Source organism: Photobacterium sp. WH24 (genome assembly GCF_019204055.1).
GTDB lineage: Bacteria > Pseudomonadota > Gammaproteobacteria > Enterobacterales > Vibrionaceae > Photobacterium > Photobacterium arenosum.
In genome coordinates, this window is the sequence record NZ_JAGSOZ010000004.1 from 1 (window position 1) to 19,919 (window position 19,919).

18 protein-coding genes and 1 tRNA gene are annotated in these 19,919 nt (G+C 50.2%); 6 read left to right on the plus strand and 13 right to left on the minus strand.

Annotation, left to right across the window (positions count from 1 at the left end; all coding sequences use genetic code 11):
* The coding region (locus tag KCG43_RS06275) for a hypothetical protein (RefSeq protein WP_218383902.1) at positions 1–182 on the plus strand (182 nt) is incomplete at its 5' end.
* On the opposite strand, the gene KCG43_RS06280 is transcribed toward KCG43_RS06275, so the two are convergent.
* From KCG43_RS06280 to hutH, 6 genes are all read right to left on the minus strand, one after another.
* Positions 166–1,206 (minus strand): DUF2955 domain-containing protein, encoded by a 1,041-nt coding sequence (locus KCG43_RS06280; protein WP_218383904.1) that lies wholly within the window; start codon positions 1,204–1,206, stop codon positions 166–168. The two genes, KCG43_RS06275 and KCG43_RS06280, sit on opposite strands and share 17 nt — an antisense overlap.
* Before the next feature lie 12 nt (positions 1,207–1,218).
* Positions 1,219–2,277, minus strand: coding sequence for an HlyD family secretion protein (locus tag KCG43_RS06285; protein WP_218383906.1), 1,059 nt, complete (start codon positions 2,275–2,277; stop codon positions 1,219–1,221).
* Positions 2,278–2,283: 6 nt separating this feature from the next.
* Positions 2,284–2,766, minus strand: a complete 483-nt coding sequence (slyA, locus tag KCG43_RS06290) for a transcriptional regulator SlyA (RefSeq protein WP_218383907.1) — start codon at positions 2,764–2,766, stop codon at positions 2,284–2,286.
* 223 nt (positions 2,767–2,989) lie between these two features.
* Entirely contained in the window at positions 2,990–4,345 is a 1,356-nt protein-coding gene (locus KCG43_RS06295; RefSeq protein ID WP_218383908.1) for a hypothetical protein, read from the minus strand.
* 827 nt (positions 4,346–5,172) lie between these two features.
* Positions 5,173–7,185: a urocanate hydratase gene (locus KCG43_RS06300; protein ID WP_192014991.1), complete on the minus strand. Its 2,013-nt coding sequence runs from the start codon at positions 7,183–7,185 to the stop codon at positions 5,173–5,175.
* Between the two features lie 15 nt (positions 7,186–7,200).
* Positions 7,201–8,691 carry a histidine ammonia-lyase gene (gene hutH / locus KCG43_RS06305; RefSeq protein WP_218383909.1) on the minus strand — a complete coding sequence of 497 codons (1,491 nt, stop codon included), beginning with the start codon at positions 8,689–8,691 and terminating at the stop codon, positions 7,201–7,203.
* A gap of 150 nt (positions 8,692–8,841) precedes the next feature.
* Here hutH and KCG43_RS06310 point away from each other — a divergent pair, with 150 nt between their 5' ends.
* Positions 8,842–9,789: a LysR family transcriptional regulator gene (locus tag KCG43_RS06310; RefSeq protein ID WP_192014989.1), complete on the plus strand. Its 948-nt coding sequence runs from the start codon at positions 8,842–8,844 to the stop codon at positions 9,787–9,789.
* Positions 9,790–10,012: 223 nt separating this feature from the next.
* Here KCG43_RS06310 and KCG43_RS06315 read toward each other — a convergent pair.
* Positions 10,013–10,103, minus strand: a tRNA-Ser gene (locus KCG43_RS06315).
* A gap of 138 nt (positions 10,104–10,241) precedes the next feature.
* Positions 10,242–11,120, minus strand: coding sequence for a DMT family transporter (locus KCG43_RS06320; RefSeq protein WP_218384182.1), 879 nt, complete (start codon positions 11,118–11,120; stop codon positions 10,242–10,244).
* A 127-nt stretch (positions 11,121–11,247) separates the two neighbouring features.
* Here KCG43_RS06320 and KCG43_RS06325 point away from each other — a divergent pair, with 127 nt between their 5' ends.
* Together KCG43_RS06325 and KCG43_RS06330 are read left to right on the plus strand one after the other, a co-directional pair.
* Complete coding sequence (locus tag KCG43_RS06325) at positions 11,248–12,711, plus strand: PLP-dependent aminotransferase family protein (RefSeq protein WP_218383910.1); 1,464 nt, start codon at positions 11,248–11,250, stop codon at positions 12,709–12,711.
* Positions 12,712–12,758: 47 nt separating this feature from the next.
* A complete protein-coding gene (locus KCG43_RS06330) occupies positions 12,759–13,889 on the plus strand; it encodes a PQQ-dependent sugar dehydrogenase (RefSeq protein ID WP_218383911.1) in 1,131 nt (376 codons plus the stop codon).
* Between the two features lie 44 nt (positions 13,890–13,933).
* On the opposite strand, the gene htpX is transcribed toward KCG43_RS06330, so the two are convergent.
* Positions 13,934–14,812 carry a protease HtpX gene (gene htpX, locus KCG43_RS06335; protein WP_192014986.1) on the minus strand — a complete coding sequence of 293 codons (879 nt, stop codon included), beginning with the start codon at positions 14,810–14,812 and terminating at the stop codon, positions 13,934–13,936.
* Between the two features lie 278 nt (positions 14,813–15,090).
* Between htpX and KCG43_RS06340 the strand changes: the two genes are divergently transcribed.
* Together KCG43_RS06340 and KCG43_RS06345 are read left to right on the plus strand one after the other, a co-directional pair.
* Positions 15,091–15,246, plus strand: coding sequence for a hypothetical protein (locus tag KCG43_RS06340; protein WP_192014985.1), 156 nt, complete (start codon positions 15,091–15,093; stop codon positions 15,244–15,246).
* Positions 15,247–15,392: 146 nt separating this feature from the next.
* On the plus strand, positions 15,393–16,055 hold the full coding sequence (locus KCG43_RS06345; RefSeq protein WP_218383912.1) for a hypothetical protein: 663 nt from the start codon (positions 15,393–15,395) through the stop codon (positions 16,053–16,055).
* 78 nt (positions 16,056–16,133) lie between these two features.
* Here the strand turns inward: KCG43_RS06345 and bioD are convergent, their stop codons facing one another.
* The 4 genes from bioD to bioB are packed head-to-tail and all read right to left on the minus strand — an operon-like array spanning position 16,134 to position 19,838.
* Positions 16,134–16,811 (minus strand): dethiobiotin synthase, encoded by a 678-nt coding sequence (gene bioD / locus KCG43_RS06350; RefSeq protein ID WP_192014983.1) that lies wholly within the window; start codon positions 16,809–16,811, stop codon positions 16,134–16,136.
* A complete protein-coding gene (gene bioC, locus KCG43_RS06355) occupies positions 16,804–17,583 on the minus strand; it encodes a malonyl-ACP O-methyltransferase BioC (protein WP_255557884.1) in 780 nt (259 codons plus the stop codon). The genes bioD and bioC overlap by 8 nt, the downstream gene beginning before the upstream one ends.
* Positions 17,584–17,599: 16 nt before the next feature.
* Positions 17,600–18,799, minus strand: a complete 1,200-nt coding sequence (gene bioF / locus KCG43_RS06360) for an 8-amino-7-oxononanoate synthase (protein ID WP_218383916.1) — start codon at positions 18,797–18,799, stop codon at positions 17,600–17,602.
* A complete protein-coding gene (bioB, locus tag KCG43_RS06365; protein WP_218383918.1) occupies positions 18,786–19,838 on the minus strand; it encodes a biotin synthase BioB in 1,053 nt (350 codons plus the stop codon). The genes bioF and bioB overlap by 14 nt, the downstream gene beginning before the upstream one ends.
* Positions 19,839–19,919: the final 81 nt, after the last annotated feature.

Here is a 19,919-nt window from a genome sequence, read left to right on the forward strand (position 1 = left end):
GTCGGTTTATCTCCGACCAACGCCAAAACCCTACAGCTCTGCTATCAATAATTCGCTATCCTGCATTTTCAGTAATGAACAATCTCGTGGGTCAGTCGATAAACGCGGGGAAAATAAAAGCAAACAATCCCTCGCTTTTGATCAAGGGATTGTGTAACAAAATAGCTACTGAGCCGGGCTGAATCGTGTCGCCTCGAAGCTGTTCAGTAAACGGTGGATCAGGTATGTCACCAGTAAGGTGGCAACTATGGCGAAGAAGATACTGCTGACCCGGTAAAGCGCGCTGAACACCAGATCATTACCCGGAGTCAGGTATTGCCCGTATAAAATGCCAAGGGTTGTCAGTCCGCCAAAGCCGGCGCCTGAGCCGCTGGATTCCTTAACATGCATATAGCTGAACAACATAGCGCCTATCCACAGCAATGGAATGATCAATACCAGCATTCCGGACCAGTCGTACAATAACAACTGCCCTGCCATACCAAAGGCGACCCCCATGATAGTGCCCATCGCCCGTTTACGGGCATAACCCAAAGCGCCATTCCAGTGCATAGGAAAAAGCAGTAACAAGGTGGTCGCCTGCGCTGACATCGAGTCATTCAGATCAAAGATCTGAAAAACCAGAAACGACAGTGTTGCAATACTGGCGCCCATCAGTGCTTCATGGCGCATTCGGTGAGAAGCCTTCGGTTCACTGGGACGTGCTGGTGGCCGACGAGGTTCGGCATCAGGGATCAAAAACGTCATCAGGTAAGCAATCACCACCGACAGCACATTGGCCAGCAGGTTGCTGAAGATAAGATCATTCAAATCTGAACTCGGGTAACTGGCAAAGTGCAGCATAATGCTCAGGCTGAGCACGCTGTTCGCCCCGAACAGAAAGAGTGTTCCTTTGGACATACAGGCAAATTTGTACAGAAAAAGCACGAAAGCAATCAGGGTCATCATGCCCGGATGTCCGCCAAAGAATCCGCCTAGTATCCCCACTTCCAACCCGCACACTATCGCCGCAGCCAGCAGCTGACGCGCGGCATGCGCACTCATCACAGGCACCATTCCCAGCAACAGCATGGGGGTAACAGTAAAAAAAACGCCGTAGTTCCAGCCGAAAATTTTACTGATCGTAAAGCCGAGCGTGGCACCGGTTGCAATTCTCAGGCACTGGCGGACATCGTTTTCCGACATCGGATGATCCCATAACTTCATGGCACCTCCGGCTTAGTAGATGTAGTGCAGCGCACTAAGGAACTTAATCTGAGCATGAGCCATCCAGGCGAACAGGCCACCGTCCGGAACCAGCTGTACCGTGGCACGCGCACCTGCGGGTAACTGTTGCGGCGATTCCCCATCAATGTTCAGATGAAGACGCATTCGCTGGGCATCCCGCACCCATCGGTTAGACTCTGTAGGCGTGGCAAGACGGCCATTCGCATCAAACTGTCCGGCACTGACACCCGCATCCAAACTGCTGATATGTGCACTAAAGACCTGCCCTGGCTGACTGTCGAAAGCAACCAGCGCCTGACTGTCGTTACTGAAATGTCGCAGGCTCTTTTCCCGGAAATCGGCAATGATATCGACATCCGTTGATACCAGTGCCACCAGCGGATTACCGGCTGCCGCGTAAGCGCCTTGCTCCAGCTGGAGATTGGTAATTACGCCGTCACGTTTGGCTTCTACACGGGTATAAGACAGATTCAGTTCTGCCTGTTGTAGCTGATTTTTCGCCACACGAATGCTCAGGTTTTTATCGCTGATTTCGCCCCGGCTGACTTCCAGCTCTTTTAAGCGCGCTTTCGAGGCAGACAAATTCGCTTTGGCTGCGATGGCAGCACTCTGAGCATCATCACGCAGTTGTTGTGATGTCCCGTTGCGATGAAACAGTGTGCTCAGTCGCTGCGCTTCGCGTGTTTTTTGTTGCAAAATGGCTTCATTCGCCGCGACTTCTGCCTTTGCGGCCAGGATAGAGGCATCCAGCTGACTGTTATTCTGGATCACTTTTTCCAGATTCAGACGCGCTTGTTCGACGGCCAGCTTATACGGGGCCGGATCGATAACAAACAACACGTCGCCCTGATGGACGGCCTGATTATTATGCACATGTATTTCGGTGATCGGGCCATTCACTCTGGGAGCGACTTTGGTAACAACCCGTGTCGCCATCGCTTGTGGGGTCAAAGGCATAGCCAAGTCGGCCATCAAAAAATAGGCAAAGACCAACACAAATGCGAAACAGGCGTATTTAATCCAGCGGGCAAACTTTTGATCAGGTGTCATAGAAGTTTATGTCTCCTTAGAATCGTTATTGTGTTCTTTATTCAGAGAATCCAGCGCATTGTGGGCAATCTGCTCCAGAATTAAGCCCAGCTTCTGTAATTCCTGATCGTTAATATGCGATAGCAGCTGTTTGCGCACCTGCATGATGCGTGCTTCCATTTGGGTGAGCAGTTGTCGTCCTTCATCCGTCAGGCTGACAATTCGGGCGCGCTTATCACTGTCGCAGCAACGGCGTGTAATCAGCGACTGTTCTTCAAGCTGTTTCAGGGTGCGCATCAGCGAGGCCAGTTCGATCTCCAGCGCTTCTGCCAATGTTTTCTGACTGACGTGATCGCCCAACCGCTGCAGTTTCCACAAAGCCGTCCAGCGCGGATGAGTGAGGCCCAAAGGGGCCAGTTCGCGGTCTGCCACCATCTTCCACAAACGCGAAACACGGCTGAGCTGCTCAGCTAACGGCAGATCACGCAGTATATTGATATCTTGAATCATGGTGCTTCACCAAAAATACTTAGCCTGCTAAGCAATATAATATAGTTAGCAGGCTAAGTAAATGTTTCGTGATTTATCTCACACCATGCCTGTACAAGCATTTTGACGCAGCATGCGCTGTTCGAGGGGAAACTGGAGCGAAATCAGACAAGGTCGGGGGGCTCTGAAAACAATAACGCCAGAATGAGAGAGCTCACATTCTGGCGTTGTGGATCAATGATACTTACAGCAGGCGGTTAAATTCGACATCATATCTTTCATTGAGACTATCGGTTATATCGAGCGTCAGCTTCTTCCCATCTTCTGATACGGTCACAGAATGAATCATGGATTGAACTCCATTGTCATGCAGGAGAGATGGCCCTGAACCGTCAAAAATCAGGTCTAGAGTCAGATCAACGTTATTCATATGTGAATAAGTACCGTACTCAATCCCAATATCACCGTCCTCACCTTCTGGCACTTCGCTATCGGCCAGTTGAACCAAGAAAAACTTACCGTCATCACGGAAGTTGAAAATGACATGTCCTGAATTATTACCTTCTTCGGCTGGCTCTTCTTTAAGTTCCCAGCTTCCCACAATAGTATTGGAGGTTGCCACTCGAGGGAAAACTTCGTCACCGGAAGCGTCTTCATCATCAGACGGTGTTGGATCAGTCCAGGTCAGAGAAAGTGAAGCATCGCTGACGACAAAATTGGTGATGATGTCATCACTGGCCAGACCGCCATCAAAATGGTCATCTGCAATACCGTTGTTGTCGTTATCTTTAGACCAGCTGATCTTTTTCCCTACTAAATCAGTACCTTTCAGCTTAAAGCTGCCATATTGGAAACCTTGCCACAAATCTTCATCTTGGTCTTCAATTTCATATTCATATTCCACAACCAAAAAGTGGCCATTAGGGAAAATGTTCACAATACCTGCATATTCAGAATCCTCACCCACTTCCCAACCTAAGGTAAACATACCTTTTAAATCAGCCGTTGTTGTGCTCAGGCTTTCTTCAAAGTGGGCTTTTGCTTCAGTCTCATCTGGCAGATCGCTGGCAGATTTACCTGCCTGAGACAGAAGCGCTGTGACATTGGATTCATTACCAAAATCAGCGGGCGCAACATTGAAGTTAATTTGAGATGCGGTGTTTTTCACTGTTTCGTTAATAGCAATGCCATTTGAAGGATCGCCGTCAGTATCCAGAGTCATCAGCAGGCGGACAATGTTCACCACAGCGTTATTGTTGATATCATCAGTGCCAGCTAAGTCCAATGGGGTAATCACATTCCCGGCATCAACAGAGGTAAAACTGTGGCCCCCCATTTTGAAGGTGACTTTTTCACCCGGCTTATAGCTGAATTCGCCATTGGCATTGGTGGTTCCGCTCTGGGTGGCGGTAACATAGTCCATGCCTTGGACCGCAGCGTCAATCAAACGACCGGTTGATACATCACCGGATTGATTTTGATCACCACCGGATGAATTGTTGCTGGCTGTATCGTTACTAGAACTACTGCCACCGCCACAAGCACTGATCGCAAAACCCAGTGCTGCCACAATCGACAAGTTTAATAGTTTTCTTTTCATTGTTGTTGTCCCTCTGCATATGTGTTTTTTTGCTTTTATAGTATTTTGTTTTCGCGGATCCAAATACAGGCAGGAAAACTGAGACACTCAACGATTCGCTCTAATTAATATATTAAACATTCATTTCAAAAGCATTAATCCCCACAAACGCAAACTAAAATGAAGCATTCGACCATTCAGAGCTTCAACAAAGTAAATTAATATACATATCAATAATGACTCAAGATCTTTCACTATTGATATGTTAAAAATAAACCTGACAATTCTGATGACAAAAAATGTAAAAGAACGCTAATTAAGGATTGTTATCAACACAATTAAATTGACAACCCACTGACATAAAACAAAAAAAATCGAGCTACTTACTAATAGCGCCTGTTAATTGATATTATTGTGATTATTATCACACAAATTAATAATGCCAATTTGAGATAAACAAGAACTCCATGAATACCAAAATAAAAACAACAAACCACAATTATTCATAAAAGGAATACATTGGTGCTTTTACATGAATAAATAATAAGAAACTGAGTTATCTGGCAGTTAAACCCATTTATGAATAAATATTTCATCCAGCGTAATCATGTTCGTAGTCTGGTTAACCGTTAACTGAAAAGTGGCTTCGGTTAAAATAACCGGGAAGAATTACCAGCGTTGAAACACAGCTTCGAATGAATAGTTAAGATTGGATGGCTGATATATGTCGGGCGACAGAGCCAGAACAAGGTAGGGAGGGAGGTTTAAATCTCGTAACACAACTCTGAACCCAAAAGAAAAAGCCTCGTCATAACGAGGCTTTCAGAAAACAATGATTGGCAGGTTACTCAGAATGTCAGATTATTGATAATGTCATCGTCAACCTGATTCGCTAACGTCACTTTTAGCTTAGGCGTTCTTGCCATTTCACGCTGAATGGCAAAGTTCGCTTCTTTATTACGTGCCCAGCTGCGACGTGCAATACCGTTATTAACATCGAACAACAACATAGACTTCAGCCTGCGCTCGGCACTTTCACTGCCATCAAGCAACATGCCGAAACCGCCGTTGATCACTTCACCCCAGCCTACACCGCCACCGTTATGGATAGAGACCCAAGTCGCGCCGCGGAAGCCATCGCCGATCACGTTGTGAATGGCCATATCAGCTGTAAAGCGGCTGCCATCATAGATGTTCGACGTTTCACGGAATGGTGAATCCGTACCGCTGACGTCGTGGTGGTCGCGGCCCAGTACGACAGGACCGATTTCACCGCGATGGATCGCATCGTTAAACGCTTTGGCAATTTCCATACGACCTTGTGAATCAGCGTACAGAATACGCGCTTGTGAACCGACGACCAGCTTGTTTTGCTTCGCATCTTTGATCCAAGTGATGTTGTCTTGCATCTGCTGCTGAATTTCTTCTGGCGACTCGGCCATAATCTTGCTCAGCACCTCAGCGGCAATCGCATCGGTTCTGTCCAGATCTTCCGGCTTGCCTGAAGTACAGACCCAACGGAACGGGCCAAAACCGTAGTCAAAACACATAGGACCCAGAATGTCCTGTACGTATGACGGGTATTTAAAGTCGATGCCGTTTTCAGCCATCACATCGCCACCCGCACGCGACGCTTCAAGCAAGAAAGCATTACCGTAGTCAAAGAAGTAAGTGCCGCGGGCTGTATGTTTGTTTACCGCATCCGCATGACGCTTCAGTGTGTCTTGTACTTTTACCTTGAACAGCTCTGGCTCTTCACGGATAAGACGGTTCGATTCGTCATAGCTGATGTCAACCGGGTAGTAACCGCCAGACCAAGGGTTGTGCAGTGAGGTCTGATCCGAACCCAGGTGGATAAAAATGTCCTTCTCGTAGAAGGTTTCCCACACATCCACCACGTTGCCGATAAAGGCAATCGAGACGACTTCGTCGTTGGCTTGTGCTTCACGAACACGTTCGACTAACGCATCCATATTGTCGATCAGCTCATCCACCCAGCCTTGTTCGTGACGTTTAATCGCCGCTTTCGGGTTCACTTCGGCACATACCGTAATACAGTCAGCGATATTACCGGCTTTTGGTTGTGCACCGCTCATGCCGCCAAGACCCGCTGTCAGGAAGATCTTCCCTTTCGGGCTTTGACCTTTTTCAAGCACTTTGCGGAAGGCGTTCATGACAGTAATGGTGGTGCCATGTACGATGCCCTGCGGGCCGATATACATAAACGAACCCGCTGTCATCTGGCCGTATTGCGTCACACCTAATGCGTTGAACTTTTCCCAGTCATCTGGCTTTGAGTAGTTCGGGATCATCATACCGTTGGTCACCACAACGCGCGGTGCCTCTTCCGACGACGGGAACAGACCCATAGGATGACCAGAGTACAAATGGAGCGTCTGATCGCTTTCCATCTCACTTAGGTATTTCATGGTCAGCAGATATTGGGCCCAGTTCTGAAATACCGCACCGTTACCACCGTAAGTGATGAGCTCTTCAGGGTGCTGCGCTACAGCCGGATCCAGGTTGTTGTCGATCATCAGCATGATGGCGGCTGCCTGCTCGCATTTCGCCGGATAGTCTGAAATAGAGCGCGCTTTCAGATCATAGTTAGGCTTGAAGCGGTACATGTAAATGCGGCCAAAATCTTTCAGTTCCTGAGCAAACTCAGCAGCCAGTTCCTGATGCCATTCATTCGGGAAATAACGCAAGGCATTGCGAATGGCTAATTGCTTTTCTTCCGGCGTCAGGATGTCTTTGCGTTTAGGCGCACGGTTAACACCGGCCGGATACGGTTTAGCCTCCGGCAGTACGCTAGGGATCCCTTGTCGAATTTGTTCTTGAAAATTGAATACAGTGTCCATCCTTACAGGCTCCCTTCAGTTCACATTAAACGCTTGTGTTTTCACCAATGCGATCATGGCGTCAATGTCTGGCTTCAGCAGGCGGTCTTCTTCCAGCTTGGCCACTTTCTCACGAATAATTCGGTAGTTTTCTTCAATCACATCTGAACAGCGGTTCGGACGTCTGAATTCAATCGCTTGTGCCGCATACATCAGTTCGATAGCTAAGATCTTTTCCAGGTTGCCTAAAATCTGATTCAGCTTTCTGCCCGAGATACTGCCCATAGAAACATGATCTTCCTGACCCATAGAAGTCGGCACGCTGTCAGCAGACGGAGGAAAACAGAGTGATTTGTTTTCAGTGACCAGAGCCGCTGTCACGTATTGCGGGATCATCATGCCCGAGTTCAGGCCACCAGATGCCGTCAACAGACGCGGCAAACCGTGCAAGCCTTCAAGCAACAGGTAGCAGCGACGGTCTGCAATATTACCCAGTTCCGCGGCAGCAATAGAGGCATAATCCAGCACCATGGCCAGCGGTTGCCCATGGAAACTACCGCCGGAAATGGCTTCTTCGGAGCTGATAACAATCGGGTTATCAGTCACTGAGTTCATTTCAATTTCAGCCAGTTCTTTCAAGTGATTGTAGGCATTGCGCGAAGCACCATGCACCTGCGGAATACAGCGCAGGGAATAAGGGTCTTGCACGCGAACACAATCAGCATGCGAGGCCATGTTTTGTGAGCCTTTGAAGAAACGTCTCATCCGGGCGGCGACTTCAATATTGCCGGCAAAGGCACGCGTCAGGTGCAGCTCTTCTCTGAATGGCGAACCACTGCCCTGCATCCCTTCAATACTCATCGCACCGGAAAGATCTGCCAAGTCAAGCAGATAACGCATTTTCGTGAGTGCGGTAATAGCATGAGACAGAATAAACTGTGTGCCGTTGATCAGCGCCAGACCTTCTTTTGCATGCAGCTCAAGCGGCGCTAAGCCGTATTCACGCAGCGCTTGCGCGGCTGGCACTGTGTTGTCGCCTTGCCAGAATTCACCTTCGCCAATGAGGGGTAAAAACAGGTGAGAAAGCGGTGCTAGGTCACCCGACGCGCCAACAGAGCCTTGCTCCGGCACAACAGGGATCAGATCGTGTTCGAGAAACGCCAGCATACGCTGAACAACTTCCAGACGAATACCTGAGTAACCCTGACTTAAGGCATGTATCTTGGTGATCAGCATCAGTTTTGAGATGGATTTCGCAATCGGCTCACCCACACCGACCGCATGGGTGATCAGGAGGTTTTTTTGTAACAGATGCGTTTCTTCCGGTGAGATTTGGGTATCACACAGCGGGCCGAATCCGGTATTGATGCCGTACACCGCCTTGTCTGAGGCGGCAATGATGTCCACATTACGACGGCTTGCATTGATTTTATCGAACGCTTCTTCACAGAGTTCCGCTTTGATACTGCCATCCGCTATGCCGTTGACAATATCCAGATTGAGTTGATCAACACCATATCTAAACATCTTGTTTGTTCTCCTGACTGACTGATATCTCTGTATCAGATTGCTTCTATAAAATGATGTTAGCTTGCCCTGTATGTTTTATAAAAGCATAATGTTCGTAGTTCATTCCGGTTTTATCGAACAAAAAACACAAGCTGACAGAGAGCCCCTATGCAGATTCAAGATGTTGATTTACGTATGCTGAGAATATTCGTTGCTATCGTTGAGTGTGGCGGTCTGTCGGCGGCAGAATCGCGCTTAAACATTGGTCGATCCACCATCAGTTCTCACTTATCCGACCTGGAAGTGCGTCTTGGGATTACGCTTTGCAAACGCGGCCGAAGCGGCTTTGAGGTCACAGAGGCCGGCCGCGTGACCTATCAAGCCTCGCTGGAGTTACTCCAGCAGTGCGAAGCCTTTGCCGCCACAGTGGCGAGTTCTAAAAACGAACTGTCCGGCCGGGTCACGATTGCCATGATCGATACCTTAGTCAACGATCCGCGCTGCCATGTGGCACAGGTTATTTCGGGGTTAAAAAGCAGAAGTAATAACTTACAGTTCGACATCAATGTATGCGAAGCGCGCGAAGTTGAAACATCCGTTGTGAATGGGCGCTCGCTGGTGGGAATCGGCGTTAGTCGTCACCCGCTCAGAGGGCTCGACTATTACCCTCTGCATAATGAAACGAACTATCTGTATTGCGGCAAAGGCCATCCGCTATTCGATTGCCACCCATCGGAAATCGACACGCTGTTACAACAAGCAGAAGTGATCACCAGTAACTATATGCGGGATAAGGAAACTCGCAACGACGCACTGAATTATCAGAATACGGCCATCGCCTATCACGATGAGGGGATTGCGCATTTGATTTTATCCGGTGCCTTTATCGGCTACCTGCCCGAGCACTACGCCAGCAACTGGGTCAGCAAGGGACTGATTAAACCTATCTTGCCCGAGAAATATACTTACCAAATCCCGGTCATGCTGATCACGTTAAAAAACAACTCAGCGTCGCCACTGGCCAAGGCACTGATTAAAGAGATTAAGCGTTGTCATAGCCTTGCCCCATCATCCAATGCCAGTGTTGCCAAGGTTCAGACGAAAAAAAACCGCTGATAGTTCAGCGGTTTCTTCGAATGTGGTGGAGCCAGAACAAGGTATGGAGGGATTTATCACTCGCAAGCTCGTGCCCCTTCGGGCGTTGCCTGAAGGCAACGTGGTCTCGATTCGCTCGGCTGAGACTGGCCGTCCGTACCCTTCCAGGGTTCTTCACCCTATCTCATCTTGCCAAGGTTCAGGCGAAAAAAAACCGCTGAACTGGCAGCGGTTTCTTCAAATGTGGCGGAGAGATAGGGATTTGAACCCTAGATACGCTATTAACGTATGCCGGTTTTCAAGACCGGTGCTTTCAACCACTCAGCCATCTCTCCGTAAGTGGTGCGCATGATACCCAGCCGATCCCATGTTGTAAATACCCCAAAGAATCAAATGCACACTTGATCGCCAATCTGACACATTCATTTTCGCTTTGGCTGATTTTTCAGCCCTTTAGCTTTCCTGTTGCCCCTTTAGCTTTCCTGTTGCACAGAAGCCAATGACTTTTCCTGTGTTTGCACTGTCTTGGGTTTTCGCATCACCAGATAAACCGCCATCGCAGCCAGCATAAAACCGACGGCACTCATCGCATCGAAGGTTTCATTAAATGCCAGCCAGGCTTGCAGCGCTGTCACCGGCGGCACCAGATAAAACGTTGAGGCGACTTTCGAGGCTTCCCCGTGTCTCACCATATACAGCAACAGCCAGACAGCGGTCACAGACACCCCGAGTACCAGCCAGGCCAGAGTCAGGGTGAATGTCAGATTCCATTCCACCTGCATAGTTTCCATCGTCATCATCACAGGTGCGAACAAGAGCGCAGCCGTCAGGTATTGGTAAACCGAGCCACCGACCAGATCAACCTGCTGGCAGAAACGCTTTTGATACAGTGTACCGAGCGTAATACCGAGCAAAGCGGTCGCGGCACACAAATAGGCGGCTATTTTATGATCTTCCTGCTGCCAGCTCATATTGCCTTGCAGTACCAAAGTAATGCCCATCAGCCCCACCAGCAGCCCCAGCCACTGTGAGAATGCCAGACGCTCCTGCCCCATTGCGACTAACAAGAGTGCCGTCAGTACAGGTTGTAATCCAACCAATAAGGCGCACAGGCCCGCTGGCATACCAAGGTAAATACCGTAATAGGTGCCGCCCAGATAAAAACCATGAATCAGTACACCCGCGACCATGCTGTGCAGCCGTGCGCGACCTGTCGGGAGCTGCCCGTTAAGTAAGTACAACAACACCATAAAAATCAGAATATTGAATGCCATGCGTATAAAAAGAAACGTTGCAGGTTCCGCATACGGCAGACCAAAACGAGCGCCAATGAAACCCGTGCTCCACAGCATCACAAATATGAAAGGAATAAACCGAGCCACTGAGACGTCCTTCTGGTGATTATCACGATTTTCCACTACTGTAGATGGGTACAGAAAAAGTCGAAAGTGACAGTTTTATGATTTCTTTAGGGTACAGATGACACAAGCACAGCATGATCAGCCAAGTACAGAGGCCAAATACCGGCAAGTGATCCGGGAGCTGGCACTGCGTATGGAGCGCGGTGTGTATCAGGCTGGTGATAAACTCCCTTCGATTCGCCAGTTAAGTGAACAGCTCACGGTAAGCAAAAACACGGTTATACGTGCGTATCAGGAACTTGAAGCGGCTCAGAAAATTGAAGCGCATCCCCGCTCTGGCTACCGGGTTATCACTGCCGGACGGTCTGCCCCTCTGACGATGCAGGCCCCCGGCTTTGTCGATTTACTGACATTAAGCCGAACTATATTGCAACAGTCCCCGTCATCGTCTTTGCTGCCAACCGGCAGCGCGCACCCGAATACGCAATTTCCGGCCATTACCTCGCTGTATGCTGAAATTGGCCGCCATAGCCGTTACCAGACTCATCTGCCGAGCCATTATTTGCTCCCGCCAGGTGATGAGCAATTACGAAAGCAGCTGGTCACTGTTAACCAGTGGCTGGACATTTCGACCTCGCCCGATGACATTCTGATCACCCACGGCGCACAGCAAGGGATCAGCATGGCATTGCAGGTGCTGACCCAACCCGGCGATACCGTCATCGTTGATTCCCCCTGCTATTTCGGCAATCTGCTGCTGCTGGAATCACTTGGCCTGAAAGTGGTGGAGATCCCCTCTCACCCGCAGAGCGGGATGGATTTAACGCACCTGTCACTCGCTCTGGCGCAGTGGCCCGTCGCGGCGATTCTGATCAACCCGAGCTTCAATAATCCAACCGGCGCTGTGATGCCACGGGGTGAGCGCGAGCGCTTTCTCAGCATCACCGCAGGTATCCCCGTTATTGAAGATGATGTGTTTGGTGATCTGGGTTACGGCAAACGCCCGCCCGCACTTTACAGTCTGGATACCGATAACAGGGTGATCTATTGCAATTCGTTATCTAAAACGCTGGATTCTCGTTTGCGTATTGGCTGGATGCTGGCCGGACAGTATCAGCCGCTGATTGAGAAACGCCTGCTCGCAGACAACATGGGCAGCCTTAATCTGATGCAGTCGGCAGTGGCTGAGTTTTTAAAGACCGGCAAATACCGCACTCACCTCAATAAAGTCAGACGCTATTACCAGCGTAATCAACGTGCATTCAGTCAGCGTCTTTGCTCTGCGCTCGACAGCTATCCCTGGATGGCTGGCCAGTATCATTTACACCTGCCCGATGGCAGTTTTCTCTGCTGGCTGGCGCTGCCCGAGCAGGCCGACAGCTATCAGCTTTATCAGCAGGCACTGGCGGCCGGGATCAGCCTGTTACCCGGCAACATGTTTTGCACTCAGGATCAGTATCGCCATTGTCTCCGGCTCAGCTATGCGGCATTCGAAGATAATTCGCACTGGAACTCAGGCGTGAAAAAGCTGGCACAGCTCATTGCCGAACATATCAGACCACTGATTGATAACACAGAGTGAGCATCGACTAGGCTTACTGAAAAGATCATTTTATTAAGGAAGATACCATGAGATTCCGACACCTTGCCTTCATCGGTGCATTGTTAAACGCATTGTCTTTTTCAGTGACATCCGCGCCTGGCATTGTCAGTACCGGTTCCAGTGAAGGCATGGCTTATCAGCTTGAAAAAGTGGCTGACGGCCTGTCAGTACCGTGGGGAATGACCTTTGTTGACCCAACAACACTGCTCATTACGCTGCGTCAGGGAAAGGCGGTACTGGTCGATACCCGCTCAGGACAGCAAAGAACCCTGAATGGCCTGCCCGACATTTATGCCCGGGGCCAGGGAGGTTTGCTGGATGTCACTGTATCCCCCGACCCCTCGGCAAATGGCTGGATCTATTTTACCTACAGCAAACCGGTTAAAAACGGCAGCGCCACCACACTGGCAAGAGCCAAATTATCAGGCCAGACGCTCACCAACTGGCAGGATTTGCTGGTTTCCCGTTCACACAGTGAGGCCAGCAAACACTATGGCAGCCGGATAGCGTTTGATATGAAAGGCCATGTGTTTTTCTCTGTCGGTGACAGAGGAAATCGCCCGAACGGGCAGGATCTGAGCAATCACGCCGCCTCAATATTACGTTTAAATCTCGATGGCACAGTGCCGGAAGACAACCCCTTTTATGGTCAGTCTGGTGCATCGGCAGAGATCTGGAGCTATGGTCACCGCAACCCGCAAGGCATCGCATTTGATACAAAGACAGACAGGTTATGGGAAATTGAACATGGCCCGCGCGGTGGGGATGAAATCAACCTGATCCTGCCGGGGCGCAATTACGGCTGGCCAGTTACCTCACACGGTAAAGAGTACTGGGGGCCGCTGGATGTCGGTGAATCCAAAGAAAAAGCCGGTATTGAGTCACCGAAAAAAGTCTATGTCCCCTCCATTGCCCCCGGCAGCCTGATGATGTATCAGGGCAGCGCTTTTCCGGCCTGGCAGGGTAATCTGTTTGCCGGCGCACTGGTGTTACAGCACCTGAATCGTGTCGCCCTTAATGCGCAGGGAAATCCTGTCAAAGAAGAAAGGCTGTTTGAAGACTTGAATGAAAGAGTGCGCTCACTGGCGCAAAGTGCAGAAGGGATTATCTATTTCGGTACTGACAACGGCAACCTGTACCGCATTGTGCCCATCTGAAACAGCCCCCGCATGGTGCGGGGGCTGTCGTTAGTCTGAGTGGATTACAGGTGCTCACCACGACGCAACGCATCAATACGTTTTTCCAGCGGTGGGTGTGTCATGAAGAGTTCAGACAAGGTTTTCTTGCCGTTGATGCCGAACGCCATCATTGAACCTTCAAGGTGAGATTCCTGACTGACCTTCAGGCGCTCCAGCGCAGCAATCATCTTCTCTTTACCAACCAGATGTGCAGAGCCTGCATCGGCTTTGAATTCACGGTGACGGCTGTACCACATGGTAATAATACTGGCCAGGAAACCGAACAGTAATTCCATAATGGTGGAAACAATGAAGTAGGTCATAAAACTGCCGCCCTCGCCTTCTTCGTTGTTGTTACTGACACCACTGACAGCACCCGCAATAATACGGGAGACAAAAATCACAAAGGTGTTCACCACCCCTTGTAGCAAGGTCATAGTCACCATATCACCATTGGCAATATGGCTGACTTCGTGTGCCAGCACGGCCTCCGCTTCATCGCGGGTCATGCTGTGTAACAACCCGGTAGACACTGCCACCAAAGATTCATCACGCTTGGCACCTGTTGCAAATGCATTGATATCCGGTGAATCATAAACAGCCACAGTCGGCATACCGATACCAGATTGCTTCGCCTGACGTGCAACCGTTTCCATCAGCCAGTGTTCTGTTTCATTACGCGGATGTTCAATCACCATACCACCCACAGACCTGAGCGCCATGGACTTAGACATGAAGAGGGAAATCAAAGAGCCGCCAAAACCAAACAGCACTGCCATAACCAACAGGCCATTTAAACTGCCTGGCTGTAAATCAGTAACGGCATAGATAATATTGAGCACAATGCTGAATACCAGCATTACGGCAAGGTTGGTTGCCAGGAACAAGCCAATTCGCTTCATACCTTTCTTTTCTCCAACAAAGGTCTGGGTGTCAAATGCTTCTGCGCCTTCCTAATGGCTGGCGCATCAATAAGATGGTACTTATAGTATGGTCGTTCAATCTAAAAACAAGCGGAAGCAGGAAATTGTTACTTTTGGTAAGAGATATCCGCTTCTGAGACAGAAATCATGGTTTGCCCGATCAGCAGGGTCTTAGACTTTGGTCGTATTGTATAAGATGCCGCCATTCTCTATTGTCGTTGCGTATTCGAATTCACAGTATCTAACAAGGAGGCAAGATGGCTGACCAAGAAAACTACCAAGTCGCAATTGATATCCTGCGCTGCCATCTTGGCATGACGGCTGAAGAAGCCTGCGCAGAGCTGGGGATTGACCCAATCACGACTCAGCCAACTGAAGCCATTGAGCAGATGCCTTTACTCAGCGATAACTGATTTCCTTGTACCAAATGCTGGACTCAAAGCCTCCTTTTCGGAGGCTTTGTCATTTTTGCGTCATAATGTCCTTACGCAAGTTCTCATTCAGAATGTTTATGTGATACTAGTCCCAAAAATCATTCTGAACACTGTACAGGTAAATTATGAAAAAGCTCTATTCACACACTATGGATAGCGCCACTTCGCGCGAAGACGTGCGCACTCTGCTCATTCCCGTTGCTATGTTTATGGCTGTTGCCGTTATCGCGGCAATTGCAGCACTCATCATAAAAATCGAAGTGCTGCAACTGAGTGGCAATCTCGGCGAAAACTCTCTCGTGGAATATACTCAGGAACTTTATCTGTTTTTGACCAGCGCACTCTTTTTTGGCCTGGCCATGAAGCAGCCAGCACAAAAAGGCTTTGCTGTTCTGGTTTCCACGTTTTTTATGGTGCTGCTGATCCGGGAGCTGGATGGGCTGCTGGACCTTATCCGGCACGGTTTCTGGAAATTCCCGGCTGCCGTGGTTGCGGTGCTGGGGATGGCATATGCCCGTAAACATCTGCCGACAACACAACAGCCACTCAGTCGATACAGCAAACACGCCAGTTTCGGTCTGATGCTGGGCGGTCTGGCTACCCTGCTGGTGTTCTCACGCCTGTTTGGCATGGGAGAGATCTGGCAAACCGCGATGCAGGATAACTATATGCGAGAAGTAAAAAACCTGGCTGAAGAAGGGGTCGAGCTGCTGGGTTACAGTTTAATCCTGGCTGCGGCTATCTGGTATTGTTTGCCGGGCCTGGTCAACAAAAAACAACGCTATTAACAGCATGAAATGCAACAGCGCCGCCTTACTGGCGGCGTTGTCGTGTTATGTACCGTGCGATAAAATGGAAAAAACGGTTTAAACCAAAAGATCCATATTCAGGTAGGCCGTTAAGTCCCGCTTGGCAATACCGGGCAAATAGGGGATTTCACCTAACTTTGGGGCGGGCAGGTAAGATTCAAGATACTTCAGGTTATCCTCATAACAATGGGTATCCGGATCAACAAGGTTTGCCACCCAACCGGCCAGCGTCAGGCCATCATTTTGAATCGCTTCTGCGGTCAGCATCGCATGATTCAGGCAACCCAGTTTCACCCCCACCACTAATATGACTGCCATTTCTTCCTGCTTTACCCAGTCAGACAGTTTCATTGTGTCGGAAAGAGGAACACGCCACCCGCCGGCACCTTCAACAAACACCACATCACTTTTTTGCTTCAGCTTTGATAAACCTTCAGACAATCTGGCAGGATCTATGCTAATACCTGCCTGCTTTGCTGCAATATGAGGCGCGATGGGCGGCTCAAACGTATAAGGGTTAACTTCTTCATACTGCAATTCTGGCTGGGAAGCGGCTTGTAAAAACAGTGCATCAGAATTGCGCATACCATAAGCGGTCAGCGTACTGCCTGATGCAATCGGTTTAAACCCTGCTGTTCTTTGCCCAGAGCGAACACAGGATTCAATTAAAGTACGGGTAACTACCGTTTTTCCTGCATCGGTATCCGTTCCTGTAACAAAAAATGCGTTAGACATTCGTGAACACTCCAAAACAAACTTGATACGTTGCGGGTAATTGACCCGTACTGTCGCGAAAACACGCATAGGCATTTTCGATCCGGTTCAGCGCCGTCCGGCCGAACATCCCTTGCCGACGCTGCTCCGACAGGTGAGTGGCACCTATCCCCTTAAGATCCTTCATTAAATCCAGTGCACGCTCATAATGCATAATCACTGGCTTGACCGATAACTCTGCCGCATTCAGCCCCGCCTCTGCCACGGCCTGTGAAAGCTGAGTGACAGAGTCAAACTGATTGACATGCCGCTGCGTATCAACCGATTGCCACGCGCGCTCAAGCTCAAACAATGTGCCTTCTGCCAGCGTGGTGATTCCAATCACCCCGCCCGGTTTGACAACCCGCTGCAACTCCCGCAGCGGAACGGCAAGATCTGAGCACCATTGCAGAGCAAGACTGGAAAAGGCCGCATCAAAGTGGTTGTCCGGAAATGGCAGCGATTCGGCATCAGCGACACAAAACACGCCTGCGCCATCACAGCGAGCTTTGGCCTGCGCCAGCATTTGTTCTGACAGATCAATGGCTGTGGTCTGGTAGTGCATGGCCTGCAGCTGGCGGGTGAAATACCCGGTTCCGCATCCGGTATCCAGCCAGTGGCTGCCTTCCGGCAGGCTGGGTAATGTATCCAGCAATTGGTGCCCCACCTGTCGCTGAAAAGCCGCCGATTGATCATATTGTTTTGCAGCTTTACCAAAACTGGCGGCAATCGCCTGCTTGTCTGAACCAGACAAGTTCTGATTCCGTGGCCTAACCGCCACTGTCGGACTGATTTCCTGCATCCTGTACCTCTTCAAAAGACGCATTCAACGATGTTGCCAACGCTTTGACTTGTTTCTCTGTATGGCTGGCAGACAGGGTAATACGTAATCTGGCCTGATTGACCGGCACTGTGGGCGGTCGGATAGCCGACACCCAAATGCCTTTTTCAGCCAGAGCTGCAGACAGGTTTATTGCCAGTTCACTGCTGCCCAGCAATACAGGTTTGATCGGCGTTTCTGTCGCAACCAGACCCACTTCCGGCAATAGTTCGTCTGCCAGAATATGTCCTAATGCTGCCAGCTTCTCCCTGCGCCAGTCTCCACTCTGGACCAGATCGCAAGCGGTACACAGTGCATGTGCCTGTGCCGGCGGCATCGCCGTCGAGTAGATATAATGCCGCGCAAACTGAATCAGATATTCTGCGACCTCATCGCTGCACAACACCGCCGCGCCCTGCATGCCGAAGGCTTTGCCAAATGTGACAATGCTGATCTCAGGTTTAATGCCTGCCAGCGCCGCACTGCCCCGACCGCCTTCCCCCAGCACCCCGCAACCATGGGCATCATCAACCATCAGCCAGCTTTGTGAAGCACTGCACAGGGCTGAGATCGCCGCCAGCGGCGCCTGATCACCATCCATGCTGAACACGCCTTCCGTTACCACCAGAGTAGCGGCACAATCGCCTGACCCGGCTTTTAATAATGCATCCAAGGCATTGAGATCGTTGTGAGCAAAGCGGCGCATGAGCGCCGGTGATAAAAGGCCCGCTTCCATCAAAGAGGCATGATTCAGCTTGTCCTGGATCAGCCGGTCTGATTTGCCGAGTAAGGCAAACAGCACCGCCTGATTGGCACTGAATCCGGTACTGAATAACAAGGCTCTGTCGTACCCCAGCCAATCCGCCAGCCGCTGCTCAAGCTCTGCATGCGGTACCTGATGCCCGGTCACCAAAGGTGAACCGCTACTGCCTGCGCCATAAACAGACAACCCCTGCTGCCAGGCCGCGATCAATTCCGGGCACTGAGCCAGTCCCAGATAATCGTTGCTGGAAAAGTTAATATGCGCTTGTTGTTTACCGGCAAACTGCACGCAGGATGGCTGCCTGCTGAGTGGCTTTCTCTGACGATACAGTCCCTGAGTCTGTCGCTGACTCAGGGACTGTGATATCCGGGAATTAAAGAGAGGCATCGTAGAACAAGTCATCCTCTGCCGGGCGGGCAGCCACACGCTGTGCTACCTGACCAAGCAGTTCATGTTCCTGATACTCATCCGGCTTAGCGGCTTTTTCCTGCCGGTTAATACCCAGCTTGTTAAACAACTGCATGTCTTTGTCTTCTTCCGGGTTAGGTGTGGTCAGCAGCTTGCATCCGTAGAACACAGAGTTAGCGCCCGCCATAAAGCACAGTGTCTGAGTTTCTTCACTCATTCCCTCACGGCCAGCCGACAAGCGAACAGCGGAAGCCGGCATCATAATGCGGGCAACCGCGATGATGCGGACAAAGTCCAGCGGATCGACATCATCCACGCTATCAAGCGGCGTCCCTTTAACTTTCACCAGCATATTGATAGGTACGCTTTCCGGGTGCACCGGCAGGTTCGCCAGCTCAACCAGCAGGCCTGCCCTGTCACGCGCACTTTCGCCCATTCCTATAATCCCGCCGGAGCAAATCTTCATACCGGCATCACGCACATGTGACAGCGTATCCAGACGATCCTGATAAGTACGGGTGGTAATGATATTGCCGTAATACTCAGGCGAGGTATCCAGATTGTGGTTATAGTAATCCAGACCGGCATCGGCCAGCGTGCTGGCCTGATCGCCGGTAATCATGCCCAGCGTCATACAGGTTTCCAGCCCCATAGACTTCACACCGCGTACCATTTCCAGCAGGTACGGCATGTCGCGCTCTTTGGGGTTTTTCCAGGCTGCGCCCATACAGAAACGTGTCGCACCCGAGCTTTTGGCTTTTTCTGCCGCATCCAGCACCCGCTCAACTTCCATCAGGCGTTCACGGTCAACGTCGGTGCGGTAGTGGGCACTCTGCGGGCAGTATTTACAGTCTTCCGGGCAGGCGCCGGTTTTGATCGACAGCAGGGTGCTGACCTGAACCTTGTTGGGTTCATGATACTGACGGTGAACTTGCTGCGCTTCAAACACCAGATCCATGAAGGGTTTTTCAAACAGCGCCTGCACTTCTGCAACGCTCCAATCGTGTCTCACTTCCACGTGTAAACCTCTTTATTTGTTCTTATTACCCGCAGATTGATCACGATAACCGTAACAATTCCACGGGTTTGAATACTTGCA